Below are 16,542 nucleotides of genomic sequence, written 5' to 3'. Positions count from 1 at the left end.
ACAGGTGTGTCATGTCCGTCGAAGGTCTTCCTTGGCCGGTGCTGCGGCAGCTCCGCGGCCCGGACCGGCTCGGGCGTGGCAAGGCGGCCAGGTCGAAGCGGACGGCGGCACTGCGCGGGCGCATCGCGGACGCGGACCGGGTCGTCGACTCGATCTGCCCGTACTGCGCGGTGGGCTGCGGGCAACGGGTGTTCGTCAAGGACGAGCAGGTCATCCAGATCGAGGGTGACCCGAAGAGCCCGGTGTCACGCGGCCGGTTGTGCCCGAAGGGCAGCGCGAGCAAGCAGCTCGTCACCTCGTCGTTGCGCGAGACGAAGGTGCGCTACCGGCGCCCGTACGGAACCGACTGGGAGGAACTGGACCTCGACACCGCGATGGAGATGATCGCGGACCGCGTGCTGAAGACCCGGGACGAGACCTGGCAGTGGGAGCAGGACGGCAACCGGGTCCGTCGCACGATGGGCATCGCCAGCCTCGGAGGAGCGACCCTCGACAACGAGGAGAACTACCTCATGAAGAAGCTGTACACGGCGATGGGTGCGATCCAGATCGAGAACCAGGCGCGTATTTGACACTCCTCGACGGTCCCCGGTCTGGGGGCCTCGTTCGGGCGCGGCGGCGCCACCGGGTTCCAGCAGGACCTGGCCAACGCGGATGTGATCCTCATCGAGGGCTCGAACATGGCCGAGTGCCATCCGGTCGGGTTCCAGTGGGTGATGGAGGCCAAGGCCCGGGGCGCGACAGTGATTCATGTCGACCCACGGTTCACCCGGACGTCGGCGGTCGCCGACCTGCACCTGCCGATCCGGGCCGGCACCGACATCGCGTTCCTCGGGGCGCTCGTGAACCACGTGCTGAGCAACGAGCTCGACTTCCGTGAGTACGTCGTCCCGTACACCAACGCGGCCGCGATCATCGGGGAGGACTTCCGCGACACCGACGATCTGAACGGCCTGTTCTCCGGCTTCGACCCGGAGACGGGGTCGTACGACGCGGGCTCGTGGCACTACGAGGGCGCGGAGGCCGACGCCGCGGCCGGGACGAAGCGCGGGCAGAAGGGCCACCGCAGCAGCGACGACGCCGGTGCCCACGAGGCAGCGCGATCCGAGGCCGCAGGTTCTGGCGGTCCGGCGGTCGAATTCAAACCCGAGCGTGACGAGACGCTGCAGCATCCGCGGTGCGTCTACCAGATTCTGAAGCGGCACTTCGCCCGTTACACGCCCGAGATGGTGGAGCAGGTCTGCGGGATCAGCCCGGACAAGTTCCGCCAGGTCGCCGATGCGCTGACCTCGGCGAGCGGACGGGACAAGACCGGCGCGTTCGTGTACTCGGTCGGCTGGACGCACCACAGCACCGGCGTACAGAACATCCGGACCGCGGCGATCCTGCAGTTGCTGCTGGGCAACATCGGCCGTCCGGGCGGTGGCATCATGGCGTTGCGCGGACATGCCAGCATCCAGGGCTCCACGGACATCCCGACGCTGTTCAACCTGCTCCCCGGGTACCTCCCGATGCCGCACGCCGAGCACCACCTGAATCTCGAGCAGTACGTCGCGGAGGACGCGGGCAAGACCGGCTTCTGGGGCAACATGGACGCGTACATGGTCAGCCTGCTGAAGTCCTGGTGGGGTGAAGCGGCGACCGCTGACAACGACTATTGCTTCGACTATCTGCCGCGGCTGACCGGCCACCACTCGACGTACGAGACCGTGATCGGCCAGATCGAGGGCCGGGTCAAGGGCTACTTCCTGATCGGCGAGAACCCGGCCGTCGGGTCGGCGAACGGCAAGATGCAGCGCCTCGGTCTCGCGAACCTGGACTGGCTCGTGGTGCGTGACCTGGCGATGATCGAGTCGGCAACGTTCTGGAAGGACGGGCCGGAGCTCAGCACGGGGGAGTTGCGCACCGAGGAGATCGGCACCGAGGTCTTCTTCCTGCCCGCGGCCGCGCACACCGAGAAGGCAGGTTCGTTCACCAATACGCAGCGGATGCTGCAGTGGCACCACAAGGCGGTCGAGCCGCCGGACGACGCCCGCAGCGACCTGCAGTTCTACTACGAGCTCGGTCAGCGGTTGCGGGCGAAGCTGGCCGGATCCACCGACGAGCGGGACCGCCCGTTGCTTGATCTCACCTGGGATTACGGACAGGAAGGCCCGCTGCGGGAGCCCCGAGCGGAAGCGGTGCTGCGTGAGATCAACGGGACGAAGGACGGTCACGCGTTGTCGGCGTACACGGAACTGAAGGCCGACGGCAGTACCCGGTGCGGCTGCTGGATCTATTGCGGTGTGTACGCCGACGAGGTGAACCAGGCGGCCCGGCGGACCCCCGGCGCCGACCAGTCGTGGGTCGCGCCCGAGTGGGGCTGGGCCTGGCCGGCGAACCGCCGGATCCTCTACAACCGCGCGTCCGCGGATCCGGACGGGAAGCCGTGGAGCGAGCGGAAGGCCTATGTCTGGTGGGATGCCGAGAACGGCAAGTGGACCGGCCACGACGTACCGGACTTCATCCCCGACCGGGCGCCGGACCATGTGCCGGACGATGACGCGCGAGGGCCGGACGCGATCGGCGGCCGGGACCCGTTCGTGATGCAGACCGACGGGAAGGGCTGGCTGTTCGCGCCGGTCGGGCTGGCCGACGGACCGATGCCGGCGTTCTACGAGCCGGCCGAGTCGCCGGTCCGCAACCCGCTCTACGACACGCAGAACAACCCGGCCAGGTTCCGTCTGGAGCATGCGGTGAATCCGCTGAACCCGTCGCTGTCGGAGGTGTTCCCGTACGTGTTCACGAGCTACCGGTTGACCGAGCACCACACGGCCGGCGGTATGAGTCGCACGCTGCCGTACCTGTCGGAGCTGCAGCCGGCGATGTTCTGTGAGGTCTCACCGCGGCTGGCCGCCGAGCGCGGGCTGACCAACGGTGACTGGGCGACGATCGTCACCACCCGGACCGCGATCGAGGCGCGGGTGCTGGTGACCGACCGGATGCGGTCGTTACGGCTCGGCGACCGGATCGTCGAGCAGGTCGGCCTGCCGTACCACTGGGGCGGCCGCGGGCTGACCACCGGCGACTCGCAGAACGACCTGGTGAACGTGACGCTCGATCCCAATGTGTACATCCAGGACAAGGTGGGCACTTGCGACGTGCGGCCGGGACGGCGTCCACGCGGCGCCGACCTGCTCGCGTACGTCGAGGCCTACCGCAGGCGGCTCGACGGAGGGAGCCCCGATGACGCAGGCTGACCGGTTCTTCGGACCGCTGGCGGACGTCTCTGCCGACGCGGGGTACGGCGACGACCACCCGCCGCGGGTCGGGTTCTTCACCGACACCTCGGTCTGCATCGGCTGCAAGGCCTGCGAGGTCGCCTGTAAGGAGTGGAACGAGCTGCCCGAGGACGGCCTCGAGTTCACCGGGACGTCGTACGACAACACCACCCAGCTGGGCGCGGACACCTGGCGGCATGTCGCCTTCGTCGAGAAGCAGAAACCCGCCACGACCGTCGACCTCGGACTGCCCGGCGTGGGGCCACCGGACGAGCAGAAGGACGTCGCGTGGCTGATGTCTTCCGACGTGTGCAAACACTGCACGCACGCGGCCTGTCTGGACGTCTGCCCGACCGGCGCGCTGTTCCGCACCGAGTACGGCACCGTGGTCGTCCAGGAGGACATCTGCAACGGCTGCGGGTACTGCGTTCCAGCCTGCCCGTACGGCGTGATCGACCAGCGCAAGAACGACGGCCGTGTGTTCAAGTGCACCATGTGCTACGACCGGCTGAAGGTCGGCGAGGAACCCGCGTGCGCAAAGGCCTGCCCGACGGATTCGATCCAGTTCGGGCCGCTGGACGAACTCCGCGAGCGGGCTGACAAACGCGTACAGGACCTGCACGACCAAGGTGTCGACGTGGCCAGGTTGTACGGCGCCGACCCGGAGGACGGCGTCGGCGGTGACGGTGCGTTCTTCCTGCTACTCGACGAGCCGGAGGTGTACGGCCTGCCGCCGGACCCGGTCGTCACCACCCGCGATCTGGGATCGATGTGGAAGCACGCGGCGGCTGCCGCAGGTGCCCTGCTCGGTGTCGCGGTCGCCGTCTTCGCGGGAGGCCGGCGGTGAAGGAACGCCGGATGGTCCCGGAGCCCGAGTTCGACTCGTACTACGGGCGGCCGATCCTCAAGGAGCCGGTGTGGAAACAGCCGGACGTCCCGCTGTATCTGTTCGCCGGTGGGCTGGCCGGTGCATCGGCGTTGCTCGCCGAAGGCGCTGCGCTGACCGGACGGGCCGGACTGTTGCGCGTGGCAAGGACCGCGGCGGCGGCCGGGTCCACGCTCGGCTCCGGCCTGCTGGTTCACGATCTCGGTCGTCCGGAGCGTTTCCTGAACATGCTGCGGGTCCTGAAGATCACCTCGCCGCTGTCCGTCGGGTCCTGGATCCTCGCATCGTTCAGCGGGTTGTCGGCGGCCGCGGCCGCGACCGAGTACAGCGGCCGGCTGCGAGTCGTGGGCCGGATGGCCGGCGCCGGCGCGGGGGTCCTAGGGCCTGCGCTGGCGACGTACACCGCGGTGCTGGTAGCGGACACAGCAGTGCCGGCCTGGCACGAGGCGCATCGGGAGTTGCCGTTCGTGTTCGCGGGCAGCGCTGCGGCGGCCGCGGGCGGTCTGGCGATGGTCGCCGCGCCGAAGGCCGAGGCCGGACCGGCCCGCCGGATGGCGGTCATCGGCGGCGTCGCGGAGCTCGCGGCGTCAGAGCTGATGAACCGCCGGTTGGGGATGCACGCGGAGGTCTACCGCGAGGGACGCCCCGGCACGCTGCTGAAGCTTGCGCGGGTGCTGACGGCGGCCGGTACCGGCCTGACACCCTTCGCCCGGCGGTCCCGAGTGGTGTCCACGCTGGCCGGCACGGCGTACCTCGCCGGCTCTCTGCTCACCAGATTCGGCGTGTTCCAGGCGGGGCTGGCGTCCGCGCGCGATCCGAAGTACACCGTGGTTCCGCAAGGTGAACGGAGCGGGCAGTGACTGACCTGGCGGCACCCGTGCGGTTGACGCAGTACGCGGCCGGTGGCGGTTGCGCGTGCAAGATCCCGCCGGGTGAACTGGAGGCTCTCGTCGGCGGAATGCCGGCCGGCCACGCCGACGGGGAGCTGGTGGTCGGCCTGGAGCACGGCGACGACGCGGCCGTGGTGCGGATCGACGGCCGCCGGGCCGTGGTGACGACCGCGGACTTCTTCACACCGGTCGTCGACGACGCCTACGACTGGGGGCGGATCGCGGCGGCCAACGCGCTGTCGGACGTGTACGCGATGGGCGGCGAGCCGATCGTCGCCGTGAACCTCCTGGCCTGGCCGCGAGACCGCATTCCGTTCGAGCTCGCGGCGGACGTACTGCAAGGTGCCGCGGACGTCTGCGCGGAGGCCGGGACCTACCTGGCGGGTGGACACAGCATCGACGATCCCGAGCCGAAGTACGGTCTCGCCGTCACGGGCCTGGCCGATCCGGATCGGCTGCTGCGGAACGACGCCGGGCGGCCCGGAACACCGTTGACGCTGACCAAGCCGCTCGGGCTCGGCGTGCTGAACAACCGGCACAAGGCGACCGGCGAGGTGTTCGCGCAGGCGGTGGCGACGATGACCACGCTCAACCGGGACGCGTCCCGCGCCGCGCTCGCGGCGGGGGTGGTCTGTGCGACCGACGTCACCGGGTTCGGCCTGCTCGGGCACCTGCTGAAGCTGATCCGGGCGAGTGAGGTCGGAGCGGTGGTCGAGGCTGCCGCCGTACCGTGCCTCGAGGGTTCCCGTGAGGCGTTGGCAGCGGGCTTCGTTCCTGGCGGGAGCCGCCGGAACCTCGACTGGGTCCGCAGTTCGCTGGACTCGAGCCTGTCCGAGGAGGAGTTGCTTCTCCTGGCCGATGCCCAGACCTCCGGCGGCCTGCTCGTGGCCGGCGAGATCCCGGGCTGCCCGGTGGTCGGCGAACTGGTCCCCGGACCACCGCGCATCCAGATCGTGTGACCCGCCGGATGCTTGGTAGGTCGCTCGTCGGGCACCGAAGTTCCCTGGATCGGCACACGGTGACGGGAGGCCGGATGAAGGCGCTGACGTGGCAGGGAAAGCGGAGCATCGGGTACGACGACGTACCGGATCCGCGGATCGAGGAACCGACGGACGCGATCGTGCGGGTGACGTCGTCGGGGATCTGTGGGTCGGACCTGCACCTGTACGAGGTGATGGGTCCGTTCCTCGACACCGGCGACGTACTCGGGCACGAGGTGATCGGGGTCGTCGAGGAGACGGGAGCGCAGGTCGGCGGTCTGCAGCAGGGGGACCGCGTGGTCGTCCCGTTCCAGATCGCCTGCGGCGCCTGTTTCCTGTGTACACAGGGTTTGCAGACCCAGTGCGAGACCACTCAGGTCCGTGACCAGGGGATGGGCGCGGCGTTGTTCGGCTACACCAAGCTCTACGGGCAGGTGCCCGGCGGACAGGCGGAGTACCTGCGGGTGCCGCAAGCGCAGTACGGCCCGATCAAGGTGCCGGAGGGCCCGCCCGACGACCGGTTCGTCTACTTGTCCGACGTACTGCCGACCGCTTGGCAGGCGGTGGAGTACGCCGGGATTCCGGACGGAGGATCGGTCGCGGTGCTCGGTCTCGGACCGATCGGTGACATGGCGTGCCGGATCGCGTTGCACCGCGGTCACCGGGTCATCGGCGTCGATCTGGTGCCGGAGCGGATCGAGCGGGCGCAGGCCCGTGGTGTGGAGACGCTCGAGTACTCCGACGACGTCGCGGACCAGATCCGGAACCTGACCGACGGACGCGGACCCGACTCGGTGATCGATGCCGTCGGCATGGAAGCCCACGGGTCACCGGTCGCGAGCGTCGCGCAACGGGCGGCGGGCCTGCTGCCGGACGCGATCCAGCGCACGTTCATGCAGAAGGCAGGCGTCGACCGGCAGTCCGCGCTGCTGCTCGCGATCGACATCGTCCGGCGCGGCGGCACGATCTCGCTGGTCGGCGTGTACGGCGGGATGGCGGATCCGCTGCCGATGCTGACGATGTTCGACAAGCAGATCCAGCTGCGGATGGGACAGGCCAACGTCCGCCGGTGGAGCGGGCAGATCCTGCCGCTGCTCACCGACGACGATCCGTTAGGGGTCGACTCCTTCGCGACGCATCACCTGCCGCTGGCCGAGGGGCCAGCGGCGTACAGGACGTTCCAGGAGAAGGCTGACGGCATGGTGAAGGTGCTGCTGAATCCCTGACGCCTACTCCGGGGAGTGCGCGGTGCGACGGGGCAGCGGCAGGGCGTGGGTGCCGTCGCACAGCGGAGGGATCGCGGTGCGGCCGCAACGACAGAGCGCGATCGTACGGCGGCACGCGGGGATCGGATCGCCGTTCTCGTCGAGGAGCTCGAACTCACCGCGCACCAGCAGCGGCCCGTCCGGATACGCACGAATCTCGGTCATGACCAGTCGGTACCCACGGGCGATGCGTTCACGACTGCCCGGCGGGTACCGGGTCGGCATGCAGCTACCAGCACCCCGGGGGCCTCTCAGCGGCTGGCTGGCCTCTCGGCTCCAGCGTTACGCCACCGCGGCTCCACGGGTCACGTCCAGCGCCGATCCGTGGTCCGACGACGATCTCCAATTGGCCCTCTGGGTCGCCTACGAGCTGCAGTACCGCGGCTTCGACGACGTGGATCCGGCCCTGCAGTGGGCTCCGGACGTGATCGCGTTCCGCTCTCGTCTGGAGGGCCCGTGGACGGGCCGGCTGGAGGCGGCCTGCCGGGTCGAGCCGGGTTCACAGCCGGTCGCCGAGCAGCTGCGATCCCTGATCGAGGGCGCCGACGGTCCGCGTCTCTCGCCGTACCTGCGCCGGCATGCCACGAAGGAACAGTTCCGCGAGTTCGTGCTGAACCGGTCGGTCTACCAGCTCAAGGAGGCCGATCCGCACAGCTTCGGCATCGCGCGGCTGGACGGCGCGGCGAAGGCGGCACTGGTCGAGATCGAGGCCGACGAGTACGGCGGAGGCCGACCGGATCGCATGCACTCGGAGCTCTTCCGTACGACGATGCGCTGGCTCGGTCTCGACGACAGCTACGGGTACTACGTTCCCGACGTACCGGCGGTCACGCTGGCCGTGTCCAACGTGATGTCGCTGTTCGCGATCCACCGTCGGTGGACCGGTGCGCTGCTCGGTCATCTCGCCGCTCTCGAGATGACGTCGACGCTGCCCAACCGGCAGTACGCGACGGGAGCGATCCGGCTGGGTGCGTCCGAGGAAGCAGCCCGCTACTTCACCGAGCACGTCGAAGCCGACGCGGTCCACGAGCAGATCGCCGCGCACGACCTGTGCGGCAACTACGTCCGCCGGCATCCCGAGGCGATCGGCGACGTGCTGTTCGGCGCCCGTTGCGCGCTGGCGGCCGACGACCGCTTCGCCGAACATCTTCTGACCTCGTGGACCGCGGACCAGCCGGACCGCGCGCGGCAGCTTCGTCGTGTGAAGAGTTGACCTGCGTGGCGATCACGGACGCGGAGCTGCTTCGTTCGCGGTTCTCCGGCACCGAGCCCGGGACCGTCGGCTTCGAGGAGGAACTGCTGCTGGTGCACCGCGCGACGTGGCGGCCGGCCACCGCAGCCGCCGTGGTCGCGGTCGTCGACGATCCTCGCGTGAAGCAGGAACTGCCCGCGTGCCAACTCGAGATCGCGACCTCGGTGCACACCTGTGTCGCGGATGCTGTCGACGAACTCAGAGCCTGTCGAGCGCTGATCACCAAGGCCTGCGATCCCACGGTGGCGGCGATCGCGACCCCCGTCCATCCGCTGCTCGACGGACCCGCCGCCTTGTCGCCCACGGAGCGATCGGCTCGGCTCGCTGCCCGCTACCGAGAGGCAATCGGCCGGCAACTGGTGTCTTCACTGCAGGTCCATTTGGCTTTTGGCGACGCCGACTGCACGTTGGACGTCTATCACCGGCTGCGGAACATCCTGCCGGAGCTGGCGGCGCTGGCCGGCGCCGCGCCGTACGCAGGCGGACGGGACACCGGACTGTGCTCGGTGCGTCCGGTGATCGCGGCGCAGTTGCCGCGCCAAGGTGTGCCGCCGGTCATCGGCTCCTGGGAGCAGTTCGCCGCCGATCTTGCCTGGACGGTCCGAGGGGGAGTCGTGGGTGACGCGTCGGAGTGGTGGTGGGAGCTCCGGCCGCACGGTGGCTACGGCACGCTGGAACTGCGAGTTCTCGACGTACAGGCGACCGTGTGGCAGACCAGCGCGATCGCGGGCTTCGTGTACGCGCTCGGTGCGAGGTTCGCGGATCTGTACCGGATCGGTGAGCCCGTCTCGCCGGCGCCGGCCTGGAGAATCGCGGAGAACCGGTGGGCGGCGCTGCGCGACGGCGTACGGGGAGAGCTGCTCGACCTGCGCACCGGTGAGACGCGAGCCACCCGGCGCCGCCTGCACGAGCTCGTCGACGCCGCCGAGCCCTACGCGCCGGACGGTCTGGACGACGTGCGGATCATGGTCGAGCATCCGCCGGTCGAACACCTGCGAGCACTCGGCGCCGAGGCCGTCGTCCCGTGGCTGGCCGAGGTGTTCAACCGCTGACGGTGGCCGGCGGATCAGCCGGGTACGTCGCGCTTGTGCCGGACATAGGCGGGCAAGACCAGCCACAGCACGCCGAACCATCCCAGGAGTACGCCGACCAGGACGGTTGCGGCGGGCCGGGGAAGGACGACGTCCAACGCGATCAGCACCCCACCACCGACCGACGCGACGAGGAAGACCATGCCGGCCCGAACCAGGCGGTCGGTGACGATGATCAGGCGGTCTCGCAGACCTTCGCGGTACAGGAAGCGGTGGAACGCCACCGGAGCGAGGAACAGGGAGACAGCGACCGCCGCGGCGAGCAACGTGCACGCATAGACGGCATGGGTGAATCTGTCCGCGGTGTGGAACTGGTTCTGGAACGCGATCCCCAGCAGGAAGGCGAACAGGATCTGAGTTCCGGTCTGGACCAGACGCAGTTCTTGCAACAGCTCGTTCCAGTGCCGGTCGAGTCGTTCGCCGGAGCTCTCGTCGTCTCGCTGGTAGCTCAGCCGTTTGGAGATCATGCCGTCAGGCCTCCCATGACCTGCCCGGTGCCCCCGGTGCGACCTGAACATGCCGCACCGAACGGGTGCCGCGCGGTGTTTCGGGTACCGCAGTGGAATGACAGACACCAAGGACCGGGTGAAGGTCGGGTTCAAGCTGATCGCCGAGGCCTACGGGCCGGTCGACATCGTCGAGCAGGCGGTGCGGGCCGAGGAGGCGGGGTTCGACTTCGTCGAGGTGAGTGATCACTTCCATCCGTGGGTGAGCGAGCACGAACATTCCGGCTTCGCGTTCTCGATGCTTTCGGCGATCGCGGCACGAACCTCCTCCATCGGTCTCGCGACCGGTGTGACGTGCCCGTTCATCCGGTACCACCCCGCGGTCGTCGCGCAGGCGGCCGCGACGACGGCGATCCTGTCCGGTGGGCGCTTCACTCTCGGCGTCGGCGCCGGTGAACGTCTCAACGAGCATGTGGTCGGGCGAGGCTGGCCGGCTGTCGCTGTTCGGCATCAGATGCTGCGCGAGTCACTCGAGATCATCCGGCTGCTGTGGAAAGGCGGCTACCAGTCGTACGACGGGAAACACCTGCAGCTGGAGGACGCGAGAGTGTTCGATCTGCCGGACGATCTGCCGGCCATCGCGGTAGCCGCAGGAGGACCGGAGGCGGCCCGGCTCGCGGGCGAGCTGGGCGACGCGTTGTTCGTGACCGAGCCGGAGCCGGAGCTGGTCGCGGCATTCGAGGGCGCGGGCGGCAGCGGTGCTCGATACGCAGAGGTGCCGCTGGCCTGGGCGCCGTCGGAGGACGCGGCCGCCGAGTCTGCGCGCAGGCTGTTCAGGTTCGGCCTGACGGGCTGGAAGGTTCAGTCCGAGCTGCCGAACCCGGTGAACTTCGACGCCGCCACAGAGTTGATCACGCCGGACCATCTGCGCGAGCAGTTCGGGTGCGGCCCCGACGTCGAACGGCACCTGGAGATCGCCCGGCCGTTCGCCGCGGCGGGCTACGACCATCTCGCCCTGATCAACGCCGGCCCGGACATGTCCGGCTTCTTCGACTTCTTCACCAAGGAGCTCGGCCCAGCGCTGCGCTCCCTGTGACAGCGCCAGATAGACGGTCCTCCGCAGCGTGGTGCCACCGGGTGCCGGCGCTCAGGTCCTCATCAGCTCTCCGCGCTGTCCGGGGGTGTCGGCAGGCGGCGCTCGGCGATGAGTTGCCGTGCGACCTCACGGAGTTTGGTGTTGGTGTCCTGGGAGTAGCGTCGGAGCACCTCGAAGGCGCGGTTGGCGTCGAGGTCGTAGCGTTCCATCAGGATGCCCACTGCCTGGCCGACCAGGTGGCGGGAGTCGACGGCGAGGTGGAGGTCGGCTTCGCGCCGTGCGGCGCGGAGCGCAACCGACGCGTGCCGGGCGAAGATGTGGGCGATCTCCTCGTCGGCCGGGGTGAAGGCGTCGGGTTCTGTGCTGTAGAGGCCGAGCACGCCGACGACGGTTGTGTCGTCCGTGGACAGCGGCACGTCGAGGACGCTGCGGATGCCGAGGCCGAGCATCTTTCCGGCCCATTCCGGCCAGCGGCCGTCGAGCACGGTGTCGCGGACCAGGACGGTGCTGCGGTGACGCATGCATTCGACCAACGCACCGAGCCCGCCGTCGAGCTGGAACCGGTAGATCTCGGCCAGGACCGGTTCGGTGACGGCCGGGACCTCCAGATGCCCGGCGCGGGCGAGCGCGACACCGGCGTACCGGCAGCCCAAGGCCTGCACCGCGAACTGGATGGCGCTCTCGACCGTGTTCTCCACGCCGTCACTCGCATGCAGCTCGACCGCCATCTGAGCGAAACTCTCGGCGGCCGAGGCCGATGGCGGCGTTGCGTCCATGACTCCATCATGCCCCGGTTGGAAGACCTGTTGCTCCCCGGAGAACTAGAGCGGGTCCACTCGGGTACCGGTTCGTGAGGTGCGGCTGCCGATGCCGCACCGGAACGGGAGATGTCACAGATGTCGTCACTGCGGGCGCTGGTGCTGAGCTGTTCGTTGAAGAAGTCGCCGGCGAAGTCGAGTTCGGAGTTCATCGGGCGAGAAGTGCTGACCGCGCTCGCCGATCACGACGTCGAGGGTGAGGTCGTCAGGGTCGCCGATCACGACGTGCGGTTCGGCGTGAGCATCGACGAGGGTGACGGCGACGAGTGGCCGGCGTTGCGCGAGAAGGTGCTGGCCGCGGACATCCTGGTCATCTCGACGCCGATCTGGATGGGGCAGCCGGCGAGCGTGTGCAAGCTCGTGCTGGAGCGGCTGGACGCCGAGCTTTCCGAGCAGGACGACCAGGGACGGCCCCTCGTGTACGGCAAGGTTGCGGTGGTCGGTGTCGTGGGCAACGAAGATGGAGCGCATCACGTGACCGCCGAGGTCTTCCAGGCGTTGAACGACGTCGGTTTCACGATCCCGGCGGCAGGGGCGACGTACTGGGTGGGGGAGGCGATGGGTTCGGTGGACTACAAGGACGCGGGGCCGAAGCCTGACACCACCGGTGCCACGACCAAGACCGCCGCGGCCAACGCCGCCCACCTGGCTCGGGTACTCCGTGACCAGGAGTACGCGCCCGCATGAGGCGCGGCCCAGGCATGAAACCTGCGTCGTCGACGGCAGGCCGCACCGCCGCGACATCGCCGCCGATCGGTCTCGGCGGGTTGATTCGCGGATTGCCGGGTACTGCGACAGGTGTGACCGACTCAGCCATCGCCATCCTCGACATCGATGGGACGCTCATCGACTCGAACTACCAGCACGCCTTGGCGTGGTACCGGGCGCTGCGGTCCGTGGGGGAGACCTATCCGGTCTGGCGGCTGCACCGGCTGATCGGGATGGGCGGGGACCAGTTGCTCGCGGCGCTCGGTGGAGATGAGTTGGAGAACCGCGTCGGGGACCAGGTTCGCGAACAGCAGCGGCACGAGGCCGATGCGTTGCTGGCGGAGATGTCGCCGCTTCCGGGCGCTCGTGACCTGCTGTTGGCCATCAAGGAACGTGGTCACCGGCTGGTGCTGGCGAGCTCCGCGCAGGAGGACCACGTGGACGTGTTCCTGGACAAGCTGGACGCGCGCGACATCGTGGACGACTGGACGACCAGCGCCGATGTCGAAGCGTCGAAACCGGCGCCCGATCTGCTCCACGTGGCGTTGCAGAAGCTGGGCGCGTCGTCCGATGCGTCCAGTGTCATGGTCGGGGATTCGGTCTGGGACGTGAAGGCCGCCCGGAAGATCGGTATGCCGTCCCTCGTGGTCCGTTCGGGCGGCTTCGGCGACGATGAACTCCGCGAGGCGGGCGCGGCCGCCATCTACGACACGCCGGCCGACCTGGTGAAGGCACTCGACGACACCCCGCTCGCCTGAGTTCCCCCCAACCGACCAGCCGGAGGCTATCGCGGCTGAGTCGGTATCGCAGGGTGATGGATCGCAAGGCCGGCTGCGCGCCACGCTTCGAATCCGCCGATGACGTCGGTGCTGCGCGACAGGCCGATCCTTCGCAGGGAGTCGGCAGCGAGGCTCGAGGAGTACCCCTGCTGGCACAGGACGATCCACCGGATACCCGCCTCGACAGCCTCGGGGATCCGGCTTTCGCTGTGCGGGTCGAGTCGCCACTCGAGGTGGTTGCGTTCGACGACGATCGCCCCCGGAATCTCTCCGAAGTCTTTGCGCTGTGCCTCGGGCCGGGTATCCACGATGAAGGTCCCCGGCTCCCGGGCCGCGGCCTGCGCCGCCGCCGGACTCAGCCGCCGGAGACCCGACCTGACTTCTGCGAGTGTCTCGGTGATCCCCATCATCACTCCAGCCTGTGTCGGCGTCGACGCGCATGCACGTGAGGCCGGTTCCCACCCGGCGCGCTGTTCTACCCTCGTGTATGGGTTTCTCTATCGTGGATTCGACAGTGGTCGAGCTGGGACCTGGCCCGCATCCGGCCGCGAGTCCGTTCGACAAGCGCATCAGTGACCTTCTGGGCGTCTCCGCCTTCGAGGTCTACAAGGTAGAACTTCCCGCCGGTGCGACGACGACCCCGCACGACCCACCTAGGCGACCAGGTCGAGGACGTGTACGCCGTCGTCAGAGGCTCCGGATGGCTCGTCGTCGACGGCGCGCGCGTCCCGATCGCTCCAGGGCACTTCGTTGCCGTCTCACAGGAGTCGACCCGCTACCTCTTGGCAGGCGCCGACGGCTTGGATCTGATCGCCGTCTGCGCCTGAACCCAGACGGGTGTACCACCTGCGGGCCGCGGCCTGCTGCTTGCTGTACGTCGGTCTGGGTACTGGTTGATGGTGGCGGGCTGAGTGCTGCCTGAGTCGACTCTGTTTCGGAGGGATGATCTGCATGACCGACCCCACTTCTCACCCGACGACCACGGACGCGGGGATTCCTGTCGAGAGTGACGAGCATTCTCTGACGGTCGGGCCGGACGGGCCGATCCTGCTCCAGGATGCGTACCTGATCGAGCAGATGGCGCAGTTCAACCGGGAGCGGATTCCCGAGCGGCAGCCGCATGCCAAGGGGAGTGGCGCGTTCGGGCATTTCGAGGTGACGGCAGATGTCAGCCGGTATACCAAGGCGGCGTTGTTCCAGCCGGGGGTACGCACCGATCTCGTGACCAGGTTCTCCACGGTGGCGGGTGAGCGGGGCAGCCCCGACACGTGGCGTGATCCCCGGGGCTTCGCGGTGAAGTTCTACACCAGCGAGGGCAATTACGACATGGTGGGCAACAACACTCCGGTGTTCTTCATCAAGGATCCGATGAAGTTCCAGCACTTCATCCGGTCGCAGAAGCGTCGCGCGGACAACAACCTGCGGGACCACGACATGCAGTGGGACTTCTGGACGCTGTCCCCGGAGTCCGCCCATCAGGTCACCTGGTTGATGGGCGACCGGGGCATTCCGCGCACGTGGCGCCATATGAACGGCTACTCGTCCCACACCTACCTGTGGATCAACGCCGCGGGTGAGCGCTCGTGGGTCAAGTACCACTTCAAGACCGATCAGGGGATCGAGTGCTTCACCCAGGACGAAGCCGACCAGATGGTTGCTGTTGACACCGATTACCACACCCGCGACCTGTTCGAGCACATCCGCGACGGGGAGTTCCCGAGCTGGACGCTGTACGTCCAGATCATGCCGTACGAGGACGCGGCCGCGTACCGGTTCAACCCCTTCGACCTGACCAAGGTGTGGCCGCACGGCGACTACCCGCTGGTCGAAGTCGGCCGGATGACGCTGGACCGCAACCCGACCGACAACCACGCGGAGATCGAGCAGGCGGCGTTCCAGCCGAACAACCTGGTTCCGGGCATCGGTCCCAGCCCGGACCGGATGCTGCTCGGCCGGCTCTTCGCGTACGCCGATGCGCACCGCGCCCGGATCGGCGCCAATTACCAGCAGTTGCCGGTCAACGCTCCGATCGCGCCCGTCCGGACCTACTCGAAGGACGGGGCGATGGCCTATCGCAAGACGACCGACCCGGTGTACGCACCGAACTCGAAGGGTGGACCGTCAGCAGACGTCGCGGCCCACGGCTCGCCACCCAGTTGGCACGCCGACGGCGAGATCACCCGTACGGCGTATGTGTCCCACGCCGAGGACGACGACTGGGGACAACCGGGCACCATGGTCCGCGAAGTCCTCGACGACGACGCCCGCGGCAGGCTCGTCGACAACGTCGTCGGCCACCTCCTGAACGGCGTGACCGAGGACGTCCTGAAGCGAGCCTTCCAGTACTGGCGCAACATCGACCCAGGCATCGGCACCCGCATCGAGGACGGCGTCCGCGCCAAGCAACACGAGAAAGACCCCAAGGCCGCCCAGCAGGCCAACCCCGCCCGAACCACCATGCAACAAAAGGCCTGACACCACAGCAATCGGGGTCAGCGGCGGATCCAGATGGAGCTGGTTCGGTCGTTCATGTACGGGCCGACCCAGTCCACGTCGGGGCCGTCGCTCACGGCGCTGTACCAGTACGCCGAGTCGCCGTTCGAGCTGTAGCCGTCGTACAGCGTCACCTTGTGGCAGTGGCTGTAGGTGTAGAAGCCGGAGATCTCGTTGTCCCAGATGAGGTTCGGCCGCAGGCGGTAGCCGGACGAGTCGCATTCGCCTTCGTCCGAGATGATCCGGGTGAGCTTGGGCGGGCTGTTGTACGCGTTCCAGAACCACTCCATGAGCAGTACGTCGGGCGCGGCCGCCGCCTTGAAGGCCGACGCGTTCGGGTCGTCGCTGCACGACTCCGACTTCACCGGCGAGTACCCACCGTCGACCGACTTGCCGACGGTGACGACGCAGTACTTCGCCGACTTGCCACCCTGCGAGTCGGCCGCGGTGGCGGCGCCGGCCGACGTACCGGTGACGATCAGGGCCGCGGCAACCAGCGCCACCGATCGCCGGGCCCGGACAAGACCATTGCGAGCGTTCATACCATTCCCTCCGAGAGATTTCCCTTACGTCCCACG

General features: G+C 68.5%; 17 protein-coding genes. 12 read left to right on the top strand and 5 right to left on the bottom strand.

Features of this window, described 5'->3' with window-relative positions:
- Window positions 1–11: 11 nt before the first annotated feature.
- The 5 genes from fdh to ACFYRH_RS17835 all read left to right on the top strand — a co-directional run bounded on the left by fdh (window position 12) and on the right by ACFYRH_RS17835 (window position 7,242).
- Window positions 12–3,239 carry a formate dehydrogenase gene (gene fdh, locus ACFYRH_RS17855; protein ID WP_387775691.1) on the top strand — a complete coding sequence of 1,076 codons (3,228 nt, stop codon included), beginning with the start codon at window positions 12–14 and terminating at the stop codon, window positions 3,237–3,239.
- Window positions 3,226–4,107 (top strand): 4Fe-4S dicluster domain-containing protein, encoded by an 882-nt coding sequence (locus tag ACFYRH_RS17850; RefSeq protein ID WP_387775688.1) that lies wholly within the window; start codon window positions 3,226–3,228, stop codon window positions 4,105–4,107. The genes fdh and ACFYRH_RS17850 overlap by 14 nt, the downstream gene beginning before the upstream one ends.
- Window positions 4,104–5,006 carry an NrfD/PsrC family molybdoenzyme membrane anchor subunit gene (gene nrfD, locus ACFYRH_RS17845; RefSeq protein WP_387775685.1) on the top strand — a complete coding sequence of 301 codons (903 nt, stop codon included), beginning with the start codon at window positions 4,104–4,106 and terminating at the stop codon, window positions 5,004–5,006. Before ACFYRH_RS17850 ends, nrfD begins: the two co-directional genes overlap by 4 nt.
- Window positions 5,003–5,995: a selenide, water dikinase SelD gene (gene selD, locus ACFYRH_RS17840; RefSeq protein WP_387775682.1), complete on the top strand. Its 993-nt coding sequence runs from the start codon at window positions 5,003–5,005 to the stop codon at window positions 5,993–5,995. Before nrfD ends, selD begins: the two co-directional genes overlap by 4 nt.
- A 74-nt stretch (window positions 5,996–6,069) precedes the next feature.
- Window positions 6,070–7,242, top strand: coding sequence for a zinc-dependent alcohol dehydrogenase (locus tag ACFYRH_RS17835; RefSeq protein WP_387775679.1), 1,173 nt, complete (start codon window positions 6,070–6,072; stop codon window positions 7,240–7,242).
- A 3-nt stretch (window positions 7,243–7,245) separates the two neighbouring features.
- On the opposite strand, the gene ACFYRH_RS17830 is transcribed toward ACFYRH_RS17835, so the two are convergent.
- Window positions 7,246–7,446: a CDGSH iron-sulfur domain-containing protein gene (locus tag ACFYRH_RS17830; RefSeq protein WP_387775676.1), complete on the bottom strand. Its 201-nt coding sequence runs from the start codon at window positions 7,444–7,446 to the stop codon at window positions 7,246–7,248.
- A gap of 22 nt (window positions 7,447–7,468) precedes the next feature.
- Here ACFYRH_RS17830 and ACFYRH_RS17825 point away from each other — a divergent pair, with 22 nt between their 5' ends.
- Both ACFYRH_RS17825 and ACFYRH_RS17820 read left to right on the top strand, forming a co-directional pair.
- A complete protein-coding gene (locus ACFYRH_RS17825; RefSeq protein ID WP_387775673.1) occupies window positions 7,469–8,494 on the top strand; it encodes an iron-containing redox enzyme family protein in 1,026 nt (341 codons plus the stop codon).
- A 5-nt stretch (window positions 8,495–8,499) separates the two neighbouring features.
- The gene (locus ACFYRH_RS17820) at window positions 8,500–9,585 is read left to right on the top strand and encodes a YbdK family carboxylate-amine ligase (protein ID WP_387775670.1); all 1,086 of its coding nucleotides are present in this window, start codon (window positions 8,500–8,502) and stop codon (window positions 9,583–9,585) included.
- A 14-nt stretch (window positions 9,586–9,599) separates the two neighbouring features.
- Here ACFYRH_RS17820 and ACFYRH_RS17815 read toward each other — a convergent pair whose 3' ends face one another.
- Window positions 9,600–10,091: a DUF6328 family protein gene (locus ACFYRH_RS17815; protein WP_387775667.1), complete on the bottom strand. Its 492-nt coding sequence runs from the start codon at window positions 10,089–10,091 to the stop codon at window positions 9,600–9,602.
- 97 nt (window positions 10,092–10,188) lie between these two features.
- On the opposite strand from ACFYRH_RS17815, the gene ACFYRH_RS17810 reads away from it, so the two are divergent.
- Window positions 10,189–11,166, top strand: a complete 978-nt coding sequence (locus ACFYRH_RS17810) for a TIGR03557 family F420-dependent LLM class oxidoreductase (protein ID WP_387775664.1) — start codon at window positions 10,189–10,191, stop codon at window positions 11,164–11,166.
- Between the two features lie 62 nt (window positions 11,167–11,228).
- Here the strand turns inward: ACFYRH_RS17810 and ACFYRH_RS17805 are convergent, their stop codons facing one another.
- Complete coding sequence (locus ACFYRH_RS17805) at window positions 11,229–11,942, bottom strand: GAF and ANTAR domain-containing protein (protein WP_387775662.1); 714 nt, start codon at window positions 11,940–11,942, stop codon at window positions 11,229–11,231.
- 120 nt (window positions 11,943–12,062) lie between these two features.
- Here ACFYRH_RS17805 and ACFYRH_RS17800 point away from each other — a divergent pair, with 120 nt between their 5' ends.
- Window positions 12,063–12,671: a flavodoxin family protein gene (locus ACFYRH_RS17800; protein ID WP_387775659.1), complete on the top strand. Its 609-nt coding sequence runs from the start codon at window positions 12,063–12,065 to the stop codon at window positions 12,669–12,671.
- Between the two features lie 113 nt (window positions 12,672–12,784).
- Entirely contained in the window at window positions 12,785–13,450 is a 666-nt protein-coding gene (locus tag ACFYRH_RS17795) for an HAD family hydrolase (RefSeq protein WP_387775656.1), read from the top strand.
- A gap of 26 nt (window positions 13,451–13,476) precedes the next feature.
- Here ACFYRH_RS17795 and ACFYRH_RS17790 read toward each other — a convergent pair whose 3' ends face one another.
- Window positions 13,477–13,881 (bottom strand): rhodanese-like domain-containing protein, encoded by a 405-nt coding sequence (locus ACFYRH_RS17790; RefSeq protein ID WP_387775653.1) that lies wholly within the window; start codon window positions 13,879–13,881, stop codon window positions 13,477–13,479.
- Window positions 13,882–14,097: 216 nt separating this feature from the next.
- Here ACFYRH_RS17790 and ACFYRH_RS17785 point away from each other — a divergent pair, with 216 nt between their 5' ends.
- Window positions 14,098–14,298, top strand: coding sequence for a hypothetical protein (locus ACFYRH_RS17785; RefSeq protein WP_387775650.1), 201 nt, complete (start codon window positions 14,098–14,100; stop codon window positions 14,296–14,298).
- Window positions 14,299–14,422: 124 nt separating this feature from the next.
- A complete protein-coding gene (locus ACFYRH_RS17780) occupies window positions 14,423–15,946 on the top strand; it encodes a catalase (RefSeq protein WP_387775647.1) in 1,524 nt (507 codons plus the stop codon).
- Window positions 15,947–15,963: 17 nt separating this feature from the next.
- Here the strand turns inward: ACFYRH_RS17780 and ACFYRH_RS17775 are convergent, their stop codons facing one another.
- Window positions 15,964–16,506 (bottom strand): hypothetical protein, encoded by a 543-nt coding sequence (locus tag ACFYRH_RS17775; protein ID WP_387775644.1) that lies wholly within the window; start codon window positions 16,504–16,506, stop codon window positions 15,964–15,966.
- Window positions 16,507–16,542 lie beyond the last annotated feature (36 nt).

The organism is Kribbella sp. NPDC004875 (assembly GCF_042873375.1).
Lineage (GTDB): Bacteria > Actinomycetota > Actinomycetes > Propionibacteriales > Kribbellaceae > Kribbella.
Note: the sequence above shows the minus strand (reverse complement) of the source record. Positions and strands in the feature narration are given on the sequence as shown.

Bases quoted from the DNA above. Each gene is read 5' to 3' on its own strand.
- ACFYRH_RS17850 (WP_387775688.1), top strand. From the start codon at position 3,226: ATGACGCAGGCTGACCGGTTCTTCGGACCGCTGGCGGACGTCTCTGCC.
- ACFYRH_RS17835 (WP_387775679.1), top strand. From the start codon at position 6,070: ATGAAGGCGCTGACGTGGCAGGGAAAGCGGAGCATCGGGTACGACGAC.
- ACFYRH_RS17830 (WP_387775676.1), bottom strand. From the start codon at position 7,446: ATGACCGAGATTCGTGCGTATCCGGACGGGCCGCTGCTGGTGCGCGGT.
- ACFYRH_RS17825 (WP_387775673.1), top strand. From the start codon at position 7,469: ATGCGTTCACGACTGCCCGGCGGGTACCGGGTCGGCATGCAGCTACCA.
- ACFYRH_RS17815 (WP_387775667.1), bottom strand. From the start codon at position 10,091: ATGATCTCCAAACGGCTGAGCTACCAGCGAGACGACGAGAGCTCCGGC.
- ACFYRH_RS17810 (WP_387775664.1), top strand. From the start codon at position 10,189: ATGACAGACACCAAGGACCGGGTGAAGGTCGGGTTCAAGCTGATCGCC.
- ACFYRH_RS17805 (WP_387775662.1), bottom strand. From the start codon at position 11,942: ATGGACGCAACGCCGCCATCGGCCTCGGCCGCCGAGAGTTTCGCTCAG.
- ACFYRH_RS17800 (WP_387775659.1), top strand. From the start codon at position 12,063: ATGTCGTCACTGCGGGCGCTGGTGCTGAGCTGTTCGTTGAAGAAGTCG.
- ACFYRH_RS17790 (WP_387775653.1), bottom strand. From the start codon at position 13,881: ATGATGGGGATCACCGAGACACTCGCAGAAGTCAGGTCGGGTCTCCGG.
- ACFYRH_RS17780 (WP_387775647.1), top strand. From the start codon at position 14,423: ATGACCGACCCCACTTCTCACCCGACGACCACGGACGCGGGGATTCCT.
- ACFYRH_RS17775 (WP_387775644.1), bottom strand. From the start codon at position 16,506: ATGAACGCTCGCAATGGTCTTGTCCGGGCCCGGCGATCGGTGGCGCTG.